General features: G+C 48.8%; 14 protein-coding genes. 13 read left to right on the top strand and 1 reads right to left on the bottom strand.

All coding sequences use genetic code 11. The annotated features are described in order from the left end of the window. The first annotated feature begins 1 nt into the window (after position 1). The 13 genes from obgE to L0Y31_RS08465 all read left to right on the top strand — a co-directional run bounded on the left by obgE (position 2) and on the right by L0Y31_RS08465 (position 14,429). Positions 2-1,012, top strand: coding sequence for a GTPase ObgE (obgE, locus tag L0Y31_RS08525; protein ID WP_234736696.1), 1,011 nt, complete (start codon positions 2-4; stop codon positions 1,010-1,012). Between the two features lie 131 nt (positions 1,013-1,143). Further along, entirely contained in the window at positions 1,144-3,762 is a 2,619-nt protein-coding gene (locus tag L0Y31_RS08520; protein WP_234736695.1) for a T9SS type A sorting domain-containing protein, read from the top strand. A 152-nt stretch (positions 3,763-3,914) separates the two neighbouring features. After that, the gene (locus L0Y31_RS08515; protein WP_234736694.1) at positions 3,915-6,035 is read left to right on the top strand and encodes a T9SS type A sorting domain-containing protein; all 2,121 of its coding nucleotides are present in this window, start codon (positions 3,915-3,917) and stop codon (positions 6,033-6,035) included. A 172-nt stretch (positions 6,036-6,207) separates the two neighbouring features. After that, positions 6,208-6,579 carry an NADH-quinone oxidoreductase subunit A gene (locus L0Y31_RS08510; RefSeq protein ID WP_234736693.1) on the top strand — a complete coding sequence of 124 codons (372 nt, stop codon included), beginning with the start codon at positions 6,208-6,210 and terminating at the stop codon, positions 6,577-6,579. Positions 6,580-6,636: 57 nt separating this feature from the next. Further along, positions 6,637-7,182, top strand: coding sequence for an NADH-quinone oxidoreductase subunit B (locus L0Y31_RS08505; protein ID WP_234736692.1), 546 nt, complete (start codon positions 6,637-6,639; stop codon positions 7,180-7,182). A gap of 47 nt (positions 7,183-7,229) precedes the next feature. Continuing rightward, positions 7,230-7,736: an NADH-quinone oxidoreductase subunit C gene (locus tag L0Y31_RS08500; RefSeq protein ID WP_234736691.1), complete on the top strand. Its 507-nt coding sequence runs from the start codon at positions 7,230-7,232 to the stop codon at positions 7,734-7,736. A 74-nt stretch (positions 7,737-7,810) separates the two neighbouring features. Further along, complete coding sequence (nuoD, locus tag L0Y31_RS08495) at positions 7,811-9,055, top strand: NADH dehydrogenase (quinone) subunit D (protein WP_234736690.1); 1,245 nt, start codon at positions 7,811-7,813, stop codon at positions 9,053-9,055. 29 nt (positions 9,056-9,084) lie between these two features. Then, complete coding sequence (nuoE, locus tag L0Y31_RS08490) at positions 9,085-9,582, top strand: NADH-quinone oxidoreductase subunit NuoE (RefSeq protein ID WP_234736689.1); 498 nt, start codon at positions 9,085-9,087, stop codon at positions 9,580-9,582. Between the two features lie 9 nt (positions 9,583-9,591). Beyond that, a complete protein-coding gene (gene nuoF, locus L0Y31_RS08485) occupies positions 9,592-10,932 on the top strand; it encodes an NADH-quinone oxidoreductase subunit NuoF (RefSeq protein ID WP_234736688.1) in 1,341 nt (446 codons plus the stop codon). Positions 10,933-10,949: 17 nt separating this feature from the next. Beyond that, complete coding sequence (locus tag L0Y31_RS08480; RefSeq protein WP_234736687.1) at positions 10,950-12,038, top strand: NADH-quinone oxidoreductase subunit G; 1,089 nt, start codon at positions 10,950-10,952, stop codon at positions 12,036-12,038. A gap of 25 nt (positions 12,039-12,063) precedes the next feature. Beyond that, positions 12,064-13,212: an NADH-quinone oxidoreductase subunit NuoH gene (gene nuoH / locus L0Y31_RS08475; protein WP_234736686.1), complete on the top strand. Its 1,149-nt coding sequence runs from the start codon at positions 12,064-12,066 to the stop codon at positions 13,210-13,212. Positions 13,213-13,248: 36 nt separating this feature from the next. Next, positions 13,249-13,812 (top strand): NuoI/complex I 23 kDa subunit family protein, encoded by a 564-nt coding sequence (locus tag L0Y31_RS08470; RefSeq protein WP_234736685.1) that lies wholly within the window; start codon positions 13,249-13,251, stop codon positions 13,810-13,812. A gap of 68 nt (positions 13,813-13,880) precedes the next feature. After that, positions 13,881-14,429 (top strand): NADH-quinone oxidoreductase subunit J family protein, encoded by a 549-nt coding sequence (locus L0Y31_RS08465; protein WP_234736684.1) that lies wholly within the window; start codon positions 13,881-13,883, stop codon positions 14,427-14,429. Between the two features lie 61 nt (positions 14,430-14,490). Here the strand turns inward: L0Y31_RS08465 and L0Y31_RS08460 are convergent, their stop codons facing one another. Further along, positions 14,491-16,035: a capsule assembly Wzi family protein gene (locus tag L0Y31_RS08460; RefSeq protein WP_234736683.1), complete on the bottom strand. Its 1,545-nt coding sequence runs from the start codon at positions 16,033-16,035 to the stop codon at positions 14,491-14,493. Positions 16,036-16,039: the final 4 nt, after the last annotated feature.

The following is a 16,039-nucleotide window of genomic DNA, read 5'->3' as shown; positions in this document are numbered from 1 at the left end:
TATGGCATCATCAAACTTTATTGATTACGTAAAAATTAACTGCCGTTCGGGTGCAGGGGGCGCAGGTTCGAAGCATTTCCGACGGGAGAAACACGTTCCCAAGGGTGGACCGGACGGTGGCGATGGGGGCCGGGGTGGGCATGTAATTCTGAAAGGAAATGCACAACTCTGGACCTTGCTCCATCTAAAATACCAAAAGCACATCAAAGCCGAAAATGGTAAAGGCGGCGAAGGTGGGCGACGCTCAGGGGCGGAAGGCGAAGATGTGATCATCGAGGTTCCCCTGGGGACCATTGCCAAACATGCCGAAACCGGCGAGCAATTGGTTGAGATTGCCGAAGATGGGCAACAGGTAATTTTGCTTCATGGTGGCCGGGGTGGTTTAGGGAACGACCATTTTAAATCGTCTACCCAGCAAACCCCTTACCATTCGCAGCCGGGTGAGCCGGGAGACGAAGCGTGGGTTATTCTGGAGTTGAAGCTTTTGGCCGATGTTGGTTTAGTTGGCTTTCCGAATGCAGGTAAATCAACCCTGCTATCAGTGATGTCTTCTGCCAAACCCGAGATTGCTGATTACCCATTTACAACGCTCGTTCCAAATCTAGGCGTAGTTGCTTACCGGGATTATAAGTCATTTGTTATGGCTGACATTCCGGGAATTATTGAGGGAGCTTCCCAAGGTAAAGGGCTCGGTTTACGCTTTTTACGGCACATCGAACGGAACTCGGTTCTGCTCTTTTTAGTCCCGTCTACAAGTGAAGATGCGCTGGCCGAATACGAGACATTGCTCAACGAACTACGCGAGTACAACCCAGAATTGATGGATAAGCAGCGTTTGCTGGCTATATCCAAGAGTGACCTAATTGAAGAAACGGACTATAAGCTCATTCAAAATCGTTTTCCAGCAGACTTGCCTATCGTATTTATTTCGGCAGTTCGGCAGCAGGGCCTTCTGGAATTAAAAGACCAAATCTGGCAGTCAATCAATCGGCCACAACCCTCGATTGATTAACTGCATAACCGAATAAAGCAACAAGGGCCGATGATACCATGAAAGCACGCACACCGTTTAAATTTGTACTACGTTTTTATTTTTTACTTTTACCTAGCCTGGCGTTTTCCCAATTGCGTATTACCTATCCTATGAGTCGGATGGTATTTCAGCGGAATAATGCTAATTCGGCCACCATTCAGATTGGTGGAAATTACACAACAGCAATCAGACAGGTTGAAGTGAAGGCAACTCCTATCCAGGGAGGTACCCCAACGGACTGGATTGTTATCCAAAAAGACCCCCAGGGGGGCGCTTTTTCCGGGACAATCACCCTAAATGGGGGCTGGTATAAGCTGGAAATACGGGGCTTACAGGGCGACAGCTATGTCAATGGAGTTCCTTTGGAGCCAGTTGGCGTTGGAGAAGTCTTTGTTATTGCTGGCCAATCGAACGCCCAAGGCTTTTTTAATTATGGTGCACCGCGCGCCAACGATGACCGGGTAAACTGTGTCAATTATTACTTTGATCCGAACTCGCCCGGTGAGCCTCCTTTTCCTAGCTTTTCGCACTTAGAAGGAGAGTTTTATATGTCGCCTCATGGGGAATCAGCCTGGTGTTACGGTCGATTAGGGGATTTACTAGCTGCTCGTTTACAAGTCCCTATTCTTTTCTTCAATGCTGCTTGGGGTGCTACATCCAGCCAAAATTGGCGGGTAACGGCCGAAGGTGGGCAAGCCTTTAACTCCTACAATGGAGAGCCCTATGGTAATGGCCAGCCTTATACAAATTTAAAAACTGCTCTGCGTTTTTATGCTCATTCTTTGGGCATGCGAGCCGTACTTTGGCACCAGGGAGAAACAGATAACTTTCTGAATACCAATAGTGGGACTTATGCCGATAACCTGCGAACGATCATTCAAAAGTCACGCGACCATTCGGGCAAAAATATATCCTGGGTAGTTGCCAGAGTTTCTTACGATGACTTCCGAGGAATTAATCCAGGAGTTGTGGCTGGGCAAAATCAGGTAATCAGTTCAGTAGGGAATGTTTTTGCTGGCCCTAATACGGACGGTATTCAAATTCCTCGCCGAACAGCCTCCCGCCCAACCGAAGATGTTCACTTTCAGGATGGAGGCCTCTATGATCTGGCGCAAGCCTGGGCGAACTCCCTCAACGATCAATTTTTTCAGGCTTCTCAGCCCCAAGCACCCGTTATTGGCCCCTCACTCAACGTTGCTTGCGCAGGTGCTAATACGTTAACACTAAACGTTAATGGAGCTACGGGCAATACCAACTGGAATAATGGCGCAGGCGGTGGTGCACTGACGACCAGCTCTGGCCGCTATTTCGCAACCGTTCGCGATGGATTTGGGAATGCGACCTTCACGGCTCCTTACGAAGTACCAGCCCGTCCGACGATCACCGCCAGCGGTTCTACGAACCTATGCGAGGGCCAGAACATTACGCTAACATCCAGTTACGCAAATTCTGTTTGGAGCGGATCAGGAAATGGACAAGCCATCACAGTTAATACGGCGGGCACCTATACGGCTACCGTGCGGGATGTTACGGGATGTGATTTCATTTCTGATCCAGTCAATGTACGGGTAAATCCACTTCCCGCTACGCCTACTGCTCGGGCGTTAAATGCAACTCGCTTCTGTGATCGGGAATCGACCGTCCTGGAATCGACCGACGCTCTCATTTACAACTGGAGCAATGGTGAAAGAGGCCGCCAGGTGACTATTCGTCAAAGCGGCAATTATAAGCTAACCGTTACGGATGCCAACGGATGTACCTCGCGCGAATCAAACTCCATTGAAGTTCGGGTAGATCCTCTGCCTACGCGTCCGGTAGTTGCCTTGAGCGGCCCGACAACATTTTGTGCTGATCAGAACATTACCCTTACGTCAAGTCCTGAGGAAGGTTACCTCTGGCGCAGCGGTCAGACAGGTCGTAGTATAACGCTAAACCAGAGTGGCGAATATGCCGTACAAACCCGGAATACGTTTGGCTGTTTATCAGACCCGTCGGCACCTGTAAGGCTTACCGTAAATCCACTACCGCCTTCGCCAACGCTGACGGCCAATGGTCCTGTCGTTTTCTGTGATGGCGAGCGTGTCGATTTAACGGCGAACAGTCCTTTCCCGGCTATTTGGTCATCTGGTCAAAATGCACAAACCATTACGGTCACGGCTACAGGACAATATACTGCCCGTGTTCAGGATGGAAATGGATGCTTGTCGACTCCTTCCTCGGCCATTGCTGTCGATGCCAAGCCCGTACCAAGTGTGCCATCCATCGCGCAGGTAGGAACGTATACGCTAAAAGCCAATGGACAGCTAGCGGGTAATTATTATTTATGGCAACGCGATAATGCGGGGATACCGGATCAAGGCCAGGAAATCAAAGCGACTGTAACAGGTGCTTATCAGGCTCAGGCATTTATCGCTTATGAAAACGGGCCAACCTGCTATTCTGCTTTCTCGGCCCCGTTAACGTTTGATGTTTTTCTGGATAATGACGGTTTGAGTATCTACCCTAACCCTAGTCCAGACAAGCAGGTGGTTCTTGAAACCTACAACAACATCAAGGACGCGACCGTAACCTTATACACCCTGCAAGGCCAGCAAGTGTTCACCGAACGCGTAGAAGTATTCGACGAACGCAAGTTTCTGAACCTGTCTATACTTCCAGCCGGTCACTATATTTTGCAGGTTCGTGCGGGAGATTTTAAAGTTGCTAAGCGGCTGATCGTTGGTCTGTAAGCTTATTGGCCTTTTCAAAGTGTCTTCATCAGCAAGCCTGACGAAGACACTTTGTTTTTTTATAGAAAAAGAGTAAAATTTGTTCTTTAGAGTATACAAAAATCAGACACTTATCTGGACAAGTTGTGCTCTACTACTGATTCCCACTGACTATGAAATTAATTTTATCCGCTTGGTTAATCTGGGTGGCTGTGTTTTTCACGAGTAACCTGTCTGTTTATGCTCAGGTAGCGATTACCTATCCGGCCAGCCGGGCTATATTTCAACGAGACCTTTCTGACCGTAGTCCAATTTCCATCACAGGTACGTATAGCCAGCCGGTAACGCGGGTTGAAGCTCGCCTGGTGGTTATGAATGCCGGCCAGGGTATCAATACCGACTGGACAACCATTCAAAACAATCCGCAAGGGGGCATTTTTCAGGGTACGTTGACTGGCCGGGGCGGCTGGTATCGCCTGGAAGTGCGCGGCTGGAACGGAACAGCCCTGGTAGGCGAAAATGCAGTAGATCGGATTGGCGTTGGTGAAGTTTTTATTATTACGGGTCAGTCTAATGCGCAAGGTTTCCAAGACAAAGGAGCTGCCGGAGCTAGCGATGACCGGGTCAACACGATTACTTACGACAATAGCAAATCGCACTCTCTAAACGATCCTCCCGCTCCCACTTTCCGCCAGTTAGGTGCCGACGCACTTGTTGGTCCGCGCGGTGAAAGTGCCTGGTGCTGGGGTATACTAGGCGACTTGATTGCCCAACAATACAATGTTCCGGTGCTTTTCATTAATACGGCCTGGGCGGGAACTACAATCAGGGCCTGGGTACAGAGCGCAAATGGAGAACCTGCTCAAAACATTTTTGCCATTGGTACCCCTGAAGAGTTTTATCCGAAAGGAATGCCCTATGGTAACTTGGTCGTTGCCCTGCGGTATTATAGCTCCCTGCTTGGTCTTCGGGCTGTTTTATGGCAGCAAGGAGAAACGGATAACGTGCCCTTGCGCCTGGGTCGCCAGCAATACCGGGAATATATGCAGTATCTGGTAAACAAAACCAGAGCCGATACGAAACGGTATCCTGCCTGGGTGCTGGCTCGTTCCTCCTATAACCTCGGAGAAACCAGTGCGAACGTCATCGGGGCCCAAAATGACGTAATCAATACCTTCAATAATAACGTCTATGCAGGCCCTATGACTGATGGCATCCAAATTCCGCGCCCAGATGGCGTGCACTTTGGCGGCGATGGACTTCGGCAATTAGCCCAGGCTTGGTTTGCCAGTATGGATGCCCGCTTTTTTTCGAGTTCTATTCCACTGCTTCCGTTGCCTGCGGCTGGTATGACCGTTAGCTGTCCGACTAATCAGGCATTAACACTAAATTTGGCTGGATCTGTTAAAGATCAATTTGACCAGACATATAACTTTCAGGACATTACCTGGAGCAATGGACAGAAAGGTCCATCCATCACCGTATCAGCGCCGGGTAAGTATTTTGCCATCGCCAAGGATGAGAAGAACACTACCTTCCTCTCCCCTACCGTTACGATCAGTGGTGCCCTTCAGCCAGCAGCACCCGTACTGAGTCCAACAGGACAGCAGCAGGTCTGCACGGATTCTGTACTGACATTATCCACCAATGTGGCCACTGCGAACTCGATTGCCTGGAACACGGGGACCAATGCCCGGACCTTACGCGTTGGCACGGCGGGCCAATATACGGCCCGGGCCATCAGTGTATTTGGCTGTTCGTCGGTTGCCTCCGCTCCGGTAAGCTTAACGGTACAGCCGCGTTTAGCGACGCCTGCCGTTGGCCAGGTTGGTGTTTACACCTTACGAGATACCTTAGCAGATGGCTCACTTGCCTACGATTGGCGCCTGGGAAATCAATTTATCACCGGTCAAAATAGCGCAGAAATTAAAGTTACTCAGACAGGAGCCTATACAACCCGTTCCAAGAAAGTGTTCACGCTGGCGGGCAGCGATTTGACCTGCTATTCTGCTTTTTCCAACGCGCTGGATTATGTAATTGCCGACGATGACAAAGGCTTAACGATTTACCCAAACCCATCGCCATCAGGTCAGGTATCTCTGGAAGTGCGCGAAAATTTAACGAATGCTACCCTGAATATATACACGCTGCACGGCCAGTTGGTCTATACCACCACTATTCCAACCTTTAACTCTCGTCGAGCGCTGGATCTATCGGTTCTGATGCCTGGGCAGTATATCGTGCAGGTTCGGGCGGCGGGCTTCAATGCCGCAAATCGGTTGATTATTGAATAAAAACAATGCGATTCTGCCTGGCGGGCTTTCGGGTTTCCCTGAAAGCCCGCTTTTGTATTGAATTGTCGGCAAGAAAATTGTAACTTTGACCTAACGAGCAAGGTCTGTTTATCGCTGAAAAGGGCGGACATGTTCTTTTTCGTGCTAACTTGCGGCACGCATTGCAAAACCTATGAACACAACTTACTTACCATCGGATTACCTCCCTGTGTTTATTCAATTGGGGTTGGCTCTGGCCTTTATTGTGGTTACTATGTTTGTAACGCATGCTATTGGCCCGAAACGGAAAAGCCAGAAGAAAGACGATCCGTTCGAGTGCGGTATCCCCTCGCAGGGTGACGCCCGGACGCCGATCTCGATCAAATACTTCCTGATTGCGATTCTCTTTGTCCTTTTTGATGTAGAAGTCATTTTTATGTATCCCTGGGCCGTCAACTTCCTGAAGCTGGGCGTCGAAGGATTCATTGAGATGATTTTATTTATGAGTCTTCTGCTAGCCGGTTTCTTCTACGTAATTCGCAAAGGCGTATTAAAGTGGGAGTAAAATTGGGACAAAAGAGATTGATTCGTTGTTCTATCTAAGACAACAACAAACTAACTTATGGCAAGTGACATCAAGCTGGCAGAAGCTCCCCCTAGTTACGAAGGGCCAGGGTTTCAAGCTACTTCATTAGATAGCATTATTGGTTTAGCACGCGCCAATTCCCTTTGGCCATTGCCGTTTGCAACTTCCTGCTGCGGAATTGAATTCATGGCCACCATGGGCTCGCGGTACGATATTGCGCGTTTTGGTGCCGAGCGGCCAAGCTTCTCCCCCCGACAGGCAGATGTGCTGTTGGTGGCCGGAACAATCGCCAAAAAGATGGGCCCTATCCTCAAGCAGGTTTACCTCCAAATGGCGGAACCTCGCTGGGTGATTGCCATTGGTGCCTGTGCGTCGAGCGGCGGAATTTTTGATACGTACAGTGTTCTGCAAGGAATCGACCGCGTTATTCCGGTTGATGTGTACGTACCGGGTTGCCCACCGCGCCCGGAGCAAATTCTGGATGGCTTAATGCAGGTACAGGAGCTAGCGAAAAACGAATCCCTGCGCCGCCGCAATGCTCCCGAATACGAGAAATTGTTGGAGTCCTATAATATTCAGTAAACAGGAAAGAGAAAGTGCTAATGGCTTTCTCCTTCACTCCTTAACCTATGCTCACCAACGAGGAAGTTGCCAAAGACCTGATTCGCCAGTTTGGAGAAGACGTCTATGATTTTGATGATCCGCACGGATTGCTGACGCTATCGACCACGCGTGAGCAACTGATTCCGATGCTGCAATACCTGAAAGATCATTCCCTCTATCAAATAAGTTTCTTGACGGATATTACGGGCGTTCACTTTCCGGATGATCCGAATCCAGCTCGCGAATTCTGCGTGGTTTACCACCTGCATGGTCTGGTACAGAATTTCCGGATTAGAATTAAAGTGTTTTTGGCCGAAGCAGACCTGCATATACCTACGGCATCTACCCTCTACGCCTCGGCGAACTGGATGGAGCGGGAAACCTACGATTTTTTTGGTATCCTTTTCGATGGACACCCGAACCTGACGCGTATCCTAAACATGGACGACATGGATTACTTCCCGATGCGGAAACAGTATGAACTGGAAGATCCAACGCGGCAGGATAAAATTGATGAGTTGTTTGGACGATAACCCAGTCTTTGCTTGCGTGAACTTGCCTTCGGGCGGCTTCGGTAACCTTCGGACGCGAAACGATTAAGCTCATTATGACAACTGAAGAACTTGAATTAATAAATAAATCCAAATCTGGCGTAGCTGTACCCGGAGGAGAACCCGTGCAGTATGTCAATGAGCTGACTACGCTTAACCTGGGCCCAACCCACCCGGCTACCCACGGTATTTTCCAGAATATCCTGCAAATGGATGGAGAAAAGATCGTATCGGGTGAACAGACCATCGGCTATATTCACCGGGCTTTCGAAAAGATTGCTGAGCGGCGCCCTTTCTACCAGATCACGACGCTGACCGACCGGATGAACTACTGTTCCTCACCCATTAACAACATGGGCTGGCACATGACGGTCGAAAAACTGCTGGACATTACCGTTCCCAAGCGGGCGCAGTATATCCGGGTAATCATGATGGAGTTGGCCCGCATTGCCGACCACTTGATTTGTAACGGAATTTTGGGCGTAGACTGTGGGGCTTATTCCGGTTTTCTTTACCTCATGGAAGAGCGGGAAAATATCTACGAGATTTACGAAGAGATATGCGGAGCCCGTTTAACGACGAACATGGGTCGTATCGGTGGTATGGAACGCGACTTATCGCCGGAAGCCATTCGGAAGATTCGGGCTTTTTTGAAGCGTTACCCTAAAGTGTTGCACGAGTTTGGCAATATGTTCAACCGCAACCGGATTTTCATGGATCGCATTGTCGATGTCGGCGGAATCTCGGCGGAACGAGCATTGAGCTATGGTTTTACAGGACCAAATTTGCGGGCGGCCGGGGTTGATTATGACGTGCGGGTAATGAATCCGTATTCCTCATACGAAGACTTTGAGTTTGATATTCCCGTTGGGAAAAGTGGTGATACGTTTGATAGGTATATGGTCCGTAATGAGGAAATGTGGCAGAGTCTGCGCATTATTGAGCAGGCACTTGAAAACCTGCCCGAAGGACCTTATTACGCCGATGCACCGGAATATTACCTTCCTCCCAAGAAGGAGGTCTACCGCAACATGGAAGCCCTGATTTATCACTTCAAAATTGTGATGGGTGAAATTGACGCGCCCGTGGGTGAGGTTTACCATGCAGTGGAAGGTGGCAATGGTGAATTAGGATTTTACCTGATCAGCGACGGTGGCCGGACTCCCTACCGGCTTCATTTCCGGCGGCCAAGCTTTATCTACTACCAGGCTTACCCGGAAATGTGCAAAGGCCGTACGTTGTCGGACGCCATTGTGATCATGAGTAGCCTGAACGTGATTGCTGGCGAGCTGGATGCATAAAATAGAATGAGTACCTGCTGTACGATACGATGATAGAGACTCAAAATACAATACAATTTACGCCTGATCGACTAGCAAAAGCGCAGGAAATTATTGCTCGTTATCCAGAAGGAAAGCAAAAATCGGCGCTGTTGCCCTTGCTTCACCTGCTCCAGGAACAGGAAGGTTGGACAAGTGCTGAAGGGATGGATTATGTGGCCCGAATGCTCGACATTCAGGCTATTGAAGTATACGAAGTGGCAACATTTTATACAATGTTCCACCTCGAACCCGTTGGCAAACACGTTATTGAGTACTGCCGGACGGGGCCATGCTGCTTGATGGGTGGCGAAGAAGTTTATGATTACCTGAAAAAGCGGCTGGGCATTCAAGCTGGACAAACAACGCCTGATGGTAAATTTACCATTAAGGAAGTAGAATGTCTGGCAGCTTGCGGTATGGGGCCGGTATTTCAGATCCGGGAGCAGTATTACATGCACCTGACGAATGAACGCGTTGACGAAATCATCAACGAACTGTCAAAATAAGCCGTAAGGATGGGAAAAAAGATTCTGCTTGAACATATTGATGTCCCCGGTATTGAGACGTTCGACGTTTACCGGAAAATGGGCGGTTATACAGCGGTTGAAAAAGCGATCAAAACCATGACGCCGGAGGCCGTTGTCGAAGAAGTAAAGAAATCAGGAGTTCGGGGTCGGGGTGGTGCCGGTTTCCCGATGGGAATGAAATGGAGCTTTCTGGCGAAGCCCGAAGGTGTTCCCCGTTATCTGGTCTGCAATGCGGACGAATCGGAGCCGGGTACTTTCAAAGACCACTATTTGATGAAGCATATTCCGCATTTGCTCATCGAAGGTATGATTGTTTCCAGCTTTGCGCTGGGCGCAAACAAATCGTTCATCTACGTCCGTGGCGAGCTGATGTACGTGATCCGGATTCTCGAAAAAGCAATCGAAGAAGCCAAAGCAAAAGGCTTCTTGGGTAAAAATATTTTAGGTAGTGGCTATGACCTGGAGCTAGTTGTGCAGCCCGGCGGCGGTGCTTATATCTGTGGTGAAGAAACAGCCCTGCTGGAATCATTGGAAGGAAAGCGCGGCAATCCACGGAATAAACCTCCTTTCCCGGCAGTAAAAGGCTTATACCAAAGCCCAACCGTAGTCAACAATGTTGAGTCCATCGCTACAACGGCCTGGATTATAAACAACGGTGGCGAGGCCTACGCAGCAATTGGCGTTGGTCGTTCGACAGGTACTAAACTAATTTCGGCATCGGGTCACCTGAACCGACCCGGAGTTTATGAAATTGAATTGGGCGTTCCAGTGGAAGATTTCATCTATGCCGATGAATGGTGCCGTGGTATCCGTCCGGGTCATAAATTAAAAGCAGTTGTTGCGGGAGGATCATCCGTTCCTATCCTGCCTGCCGATCTGATTTTGAAGCTGGCTAATGGCGAGAAACGCCTGATGTCCTATGAGTCGTTATCGGATGGCGGTTTTGCGACGGGTACCATGCTTGGATCCGGTGGTTTTATTGCGATGGATGAAACGTCGTGTATTGTACGCAATACCTGGAATTTCGCCCGTTTCTACCACCACGAGTCTTGTGGCCAGTGTAGCCCTTGCCGTGAAGGAACCGGCTGGATGGAAAAAGTCCTCCACCGACTGGAGTACGGCCACGGAAACATGCATGACATTGATCTGCTGGTTGACGTTGCCAAGAAAATAGAAGGAAATACCATTTGTCCTTTGGGTGATGCTGCCGCCTGGCCGGTAGCAAGTGCGATTCGTCATTTCCGGGAGGAATTTGAGTGGCACGTAACCAACCCACATGAAGCGAGCCAACCGGGCGCGGTTTATCGGGGAGAAATGGCGTTAGTTTAACTGTGGAAAATAGCAACATGGAAGATAATAAACCGCAACTTTTTAAAGTCACAGTTGATGGCATTGAGGTCGAGGTAGAACCGGGGACAACCATTTTGCAAGCTGCCCGTAAGATCGGTGGCGATGTAGCACCACCAGCCATGTGCTACTACCAGCCTCTGAAAGGAAGCGGTGGGAAGTGCCGGGCTTGTCTGGTTCGCGTGGCAGCTGGGTCGGCCAAAGATCCACGTCCTATGCCTAAACTGGTTGCTTCGTGCATTACGCCCGTACAGGATGGAATGGTTGTTGAAAACACAACGAACCCACAAGTCCTGGAAATGCGGAAGGGAATTGTTGAGTTTCTGCTGCTCAATCACCCGCTGGACTGTCCGGTTTGCGACCAGGCGGGCGAATGTGATTTACAGAACTTTGCTTATAACCACGGTCTGGCCACGACTCGTTACGAAGAAGATCGCCGGGAATTTGAAAAGCGCGACATCGGTCCGTTTATTCAACTTCACATGACGCGTTGTATTCTTTGCTATCGCTGCGTTTATACAGCCGATCAGATTACAGAGAAGCGGGTTCATGGTGTATTAGGCCGGGGCGATGCCGCCGAAATTGGCACATACATTGAGAAAGCCATTGATAATGATTTCTCAGGAAATGTCATTGATGTTTGCCCCGTTGGTGCGTTGACAGACAAAACATACCGTTTTAAAAACCGTGTCTGGTTTACAAAACCTGTCGATGCGCACCGGGACTGCCCTACCTGCTCGGGTAAGGTAACGCTCTGGTATCGCGGCGAGGAAGTTATCCGCGTAACGGCCCGTAAAAACGAGTGGAACGAAGTCACGGAGTTTATCTGCAATACTTGCCGGTTCGACAAGAAAAAAACAAGTGACTGGGTTATTGAAGGAGCTACAAAAGTGGCCCGCAGTTCGGTTATCTCAGCCAATAAATACCGCCGTGATGCTGTAAAAACATCACAGTTTGCGCTGAATCTGGCAGCGGAGGAGTATACCCCCGTCGACGATGGACGCAACAAATCACAACTCGGTATTCAGCAGTTGCCCCCCGAACGGTTTGCACCTGCGCTCCCTCATGCCAATGATCCAGAACCTTGATTCGTTTTAACGCACTAGCATTTATATGGATTTAACCGCCTTAATAATAAAAACAGTCTTCATTCTGGTCGTCTTTGGGGTTACACTGCTAATTGCCATGTATTCCACCTATGCCGAACGGAAAGTTGCCAGTTTCATTCAGGACCGGATTGGCCCAAACCGCGCAGGGCCGTTTGGGCTGTTGCAACCGTTAGCGGATGCCGGTAAGCTGTTTTTTAAAGAAGATTTTATCCCTTCACAAGCGAACAAAGGTCTATTTATTCTTGGCCCCTGTTTGGCTATTTTGACCGCACTGATGTCCAGCGCAGTCATACCGTTTGGGGAGACGTTCCAGTTCGATAACGTACTTTATGCGCTCCAGGGCATTGAAGTAAATATCGGGATTTTATACATCTTCGGGGTTGTATCACTGGGTGTTTACGGAATCATGGTTGGTGGCTGGGCGTCTAACAACAAGTTTTCCTTGTTGGGTGCTATTCGGGCCGCCTCGCAAAATATCAGTTATGAAGTAGCCCTGGGCTTGTCGATCATCGCGATTTTGATGATGACTGGTTCGCTGTCGGTAAGCAACATTGTTACTAGCCAGCACGGAATTGCCTGGAACGTTTTCAACCAGCCGCTGGGTTTCATTATCTTCCTGACCTGCTCTTTTGCCGAATGTAACCGGACTCCTTTTGACCTTCCTGAAAGTGAAAATGAGCTGGTTGGAGGTTACCATACGGAATACAGCTCGATGAAACTCGGCTTTTACCTGTTCTCCGAGTACATCAATATGTTTGTGTCATCGGCGGTCATTGCCTCCTTGTATTTTGGTGGGTATAACTATCCAGGCATGGATTGGGTTCGGGAAACACTGACCAGCTCTCTGGGAACAACGGGGCACAACCTGGCTACGCTCGTTGGCACAATGTCTTTGTTTGGTAAGATTTTCTTTTTCATCTTCTTTTTCATGTGGGTTCGCTGGACCGTACCGCGTTTCCGATATGATCAGTTAATGAATTTAGGCTGGAAAACACTGATTCCATTATCCATCCTGAATGTAATTGTTACGGGTGCTGGACTGTTGTATAACATTAAGTATGCAAGCTGGCTAATTGTAGCTGTGATGGTCATACTGGCAATTATGTCAGCCGCACGAGCGTCAAAAAGTCAAGTTCGCCCCCAGCGTTCCTAAGCAGCCAGGTTAAGCCAGGCGTAAAATTTGACCACTATGCAACTATCAAATAGATCAAAGCAAGTCAGTCACAAAGAAATGACCTTAGCCGAGAAGATGTATCTTCCGGCTATTGCTCAGGGACTTGCGATCACAATTAAACACTTTTTTTCCAAAAAAGCGACAGTTCAGTACCCAGAGGTGAAGCGTTACCTGGGTCCTGTGTTTCGCGGGCATCACGTTTTGAAACGGGATGAAGAAGGCCGGGAGCGTTGTACAGCTTGCGGACTTTGCGCCGTTGCCTGTCCAGCAGAAGCCATTTCGATGGTAGCTGCCGAGCGGAAAAAAGGAGAAGAAAACCTGTATCGGGAAGAGAAATATGCCGCTGTTTACGAAATAAACATGCTGCGTTGTATCTTCTGTGGACTTTGTGAAGAAGCTTGCCCAAAACAGGCTGTTTACTTACGCCACGACCGTCTTGTACCTGTTTTCACCGAGCGGGATCAGGTAATTTACGGAAAAGATAAGCTGGTAGAAAACCTGAACGACCGGTACGTACGTACGAACACGGAAGTACAGGCAACGCCTACTGAGCCTTCGTTGTCCCGATCAGCCACCTAATTGTTATCTCATTTTACTCGGCACCGAATGTTCGGTGCCGAGCCCTTTTCCCCTCTTATCGACTAGCAATGAACGATATTGTTACTCTTCTTAAGTCAGGACAGCCCGTTGCTTATATCTTCCTCGGATTGACACTCTTGACCCTTTTGGCTGCCTCCTACGTGATTACAGCCCGCAATCCCATCCACAGCGTTTTGGCGCTTATCTTGACTTTCTTTTGCCTTTCAGGACACTACATTCTACTGAACGCCCAATTCCTGGCAGCCGTTAACATCATTGTTTATGCAGGAGCCATTATGGTTCTCTTCTTGTTTACAATTATGTTTCTAAACATGAAAAAGGACGACGAAGAGGCCAAAACCAACCTTACTAAAATTGCTGCGGTTATTGTCGGTGGTGTTCTGCTGGTCTTGATGGTTACGGTTTTCCGGGCTAGCCAGGTCGGTTCCTATAACCCCTATGCCTATGACAACAAAGTGGGCATGGTTGAAGGCTTAGGAATGGTGCTTTATAAAGAATACCTACTCCCCTTTGAGCTAGTTTCTATCCTCTTTCTGGTTGCTATGGTAGGCGCGGTTATGCTTGGCAAGCGTGAAGCAGGCGACCGGCACTTCTAAGATAAATTATAAATACAAAAAAAGCCCGCCTCAGAAAGGCGGGCTTTTTTTGTAAAAGCTATTAATTCTGTCCAGGGACCATGAAAGGCGGAGCAATGGACGGCCCCGAAAAAAGCTCTTTACGCAGTCCTATATAGATCCCCGTTGTGTTTCTGAATAGATTTCCCTGATCCAGGGCTAGGGAGGTATTTACTTTCATTTCGCCTAAGCCACGTAACCTGAAAGGAACCGATACGTTCAACAGGAGCGACAATTGGTCGGCTCGATCGGCAAAGGGCCGGTCATAGGTTCCAAAATTGCGGCTATAAGAAGCCTTAACCATCCATTCGGTACGCTCACCTACCAAGCCATTGGCAGCCAAGTGGAACATAGAAAGGCGGTTGTTAGCAATGGCCTGCGGTGCACCAGTACCTAAATCCGTTTCGTTGCGCGGTGTTAGGAAAGGACTACCGATGATTTTATCATTGACCGTCCAACCGTCTATATATTGAGAATGGTTGAAGTAATTATCACGACCCCGTAAGTCCCCTCGTCCCGGAATAAGCAAAAAAACGTCTCCTCCCTGGCTTTTAGTATACAGGAACTCAGCTAGCAGCTCTTTAACGTGAAATGCCGAGCGCTGCATCCGCCGATTCTGTATCCGAAGCCCATTTAAGCCATCAGCGATATTGGTCAACAGAAACAAAGATCCGTCGTCATATAGATTTTGCCGGTAGACCAATACATTGAAATCGCCCATTGTAAAATCAAGACCAATATCCACTGAACCCAGGTGATTCCCAATCCGGTTATCTTCCATGGATGTGCGTACGGTGGTATCTTCCATAAACGAACGCGTTTGGCTGGAAACAACGTACCAGTAGTCTTTAAGCCGGGAAGGTAGCTGCCCATTGATCGCTACGGCAGAAGAAAGCACCTTACTATTCCCCCCCCACTGCACGTTGTGATTGATTCCCCCGTACAAACGAAACGGCCACGTTGACTTACCAAGTTGTACATAAAGCGCCTTCTGGTGGAGAAAGTAATCCTTGACGAGCCCCTGATTATTGAACCAGCCGTGGCTGTAAAAAGCGTTTACGGAGAATAAATTCTTCGTGAAGGGAACAGGCACAAAACCAGGCGTTCCAATCTGAATCTTTGGGATGGGCAACGCATTTCCCGACCAGGCATATGAACCCGAAGTTAAGGTGGTATCCGCTAATCCTATGATTTCACGACGGCGTCCGGCATATAATTCGATAATGCCCAAACGTGCTTTTACATAGGCTTCCGGTAGCAAAAAGGCCTGTTCTTTACCGCCCCCATTTCCTACCAGTTCAACCCCATAACCCCAATCAAACGTCTTTTTCTTTAGTTGGCTTCCGTCCAGATAAGGTTTCCGGTAATCCGAATAAGCGCCAACTCGTAAAGTAGCCAACGGCCCGGTGAGGGGAACAATTCCGTATTGGTTGGCCCGAAGCCAGAAAGGTAACTGCTCGTTACTGCTTGCATACGCACCTGCTTCTACGCGAAACTGATGGGTATGTGGCATCCCAATCTGTTGAGCAATGGTATCCTGAAAGAAGAAGAGAAAACATAAAAGGAAACCATAGGTCTTATGACGCATAGAA

Source organism: Tellurirhabdus bombi (assembly GCF_021484805.1).
GTDB classification, from domain to species: domain Bacteria; phylum Bacteroidota; class Bacteroidia; order Cytophagales; family Spirosomataceae; genus Tellurirhabdus; species Tellurirhabdus bombi.
This window is presented reverse-complemented; position numbering and strand designations above follow the sequence as displayed.

Bases quoted from the DNA above. Each gene is read 5' to 3' on its own strand.
- obgE (WP_234736696.1), top strand. From the start codon at position 2: ATGGCATCATCAAACTTTATTGATTACGTAAAAATTAACTGCCGTTCG.
- L0Y31_RS08520 (WP_234736695.1), top strand. From the start codon at position 1,144: ATGAGTCGGATGGTATTTCAGCGGAATAATGCTAATTCGGCCACCATT.
- L0Y31_RS08515 (WP_234736694.1), top strand. From the start codon at position 3,915: ATGAAATTAATTTTATCCGCTTGGTTAATCTGGGTGGCTGTGTTTTTC.
- L0Y31_RS08510 (WP_234736693.1), top strand. From the start codon at position 6,208: ATGAACACAACTTACTTACCATCGGATTACCTCCCTGTGTTTATTCAA.
- L0Y31_RS08505 (WP_234736692.1), top strand. From the start codon at position 6,637: ATGGCAAGTGACATCAAGCTGGCAGAAGCTCCCCCTAGTTACGAAGGG.
- L0Y31_RS08500 (WP_234736691.1), top strand. From the start codon at position 7,230: ATGCTCACCAACGAGGAAGTTGCCAAAGACCTGATTCGCCAGTTTGGA.
- nuoD (WP_234736690.1), top strand. From the start codon at position 7,811: ATGACAACTGAAGAACTTGAATTAATAAATAAATCCAAATCTGGCGTA.
- nuoE (WP_234736689.1), top strand. From the start codon at position 9,085: ATGATAGAGACTCAAAATACAATACAATTTACGCCTGATCGACTAGCA.
- nuoF (WP_234736688.1), top strand. From the start codon at position 9,592: ATGGGAAAAAAGATTCTGCTTGAACATATTGATGTCCCCGGTATTGAG.
- L0Y31_RS08480 (WP_234736687.1), top strand. From the start codon at position 10,950: ATGGAAGATAATAAACCGCAACTTTTTAAAGTCACAGTTGATGGCATT.
- nuoH (WP_234736686.1), top strand. From the start codon at position 12,064: ATGGATTTAACCGCCTTAATAATAAAAACAGTCTTCATTCTGGTCGTC.
- L0Y31_RS08470 (WP_234736685.1), top strand. From the start codon at position 13,249: ATGCAACTATCAAATAGATCAAAGCAAGTCAGTCACAAAGAAATGACC.
- L0Y31_RS08465 (WP_234736684.1), top strand. From the start codon at position 13,881: ATGAACGATATTGTTACTCTTCTTAAGTCAGGACAGCCCGTTGCTTAT.
- L0Y31_RS08460 (WP_234736683.1), bottom strand. From the start codon at position 16,035: ATGCGTCATAAGACCTATGGTTTCCTTTTATGTTTTCTCTTCTTCTTT.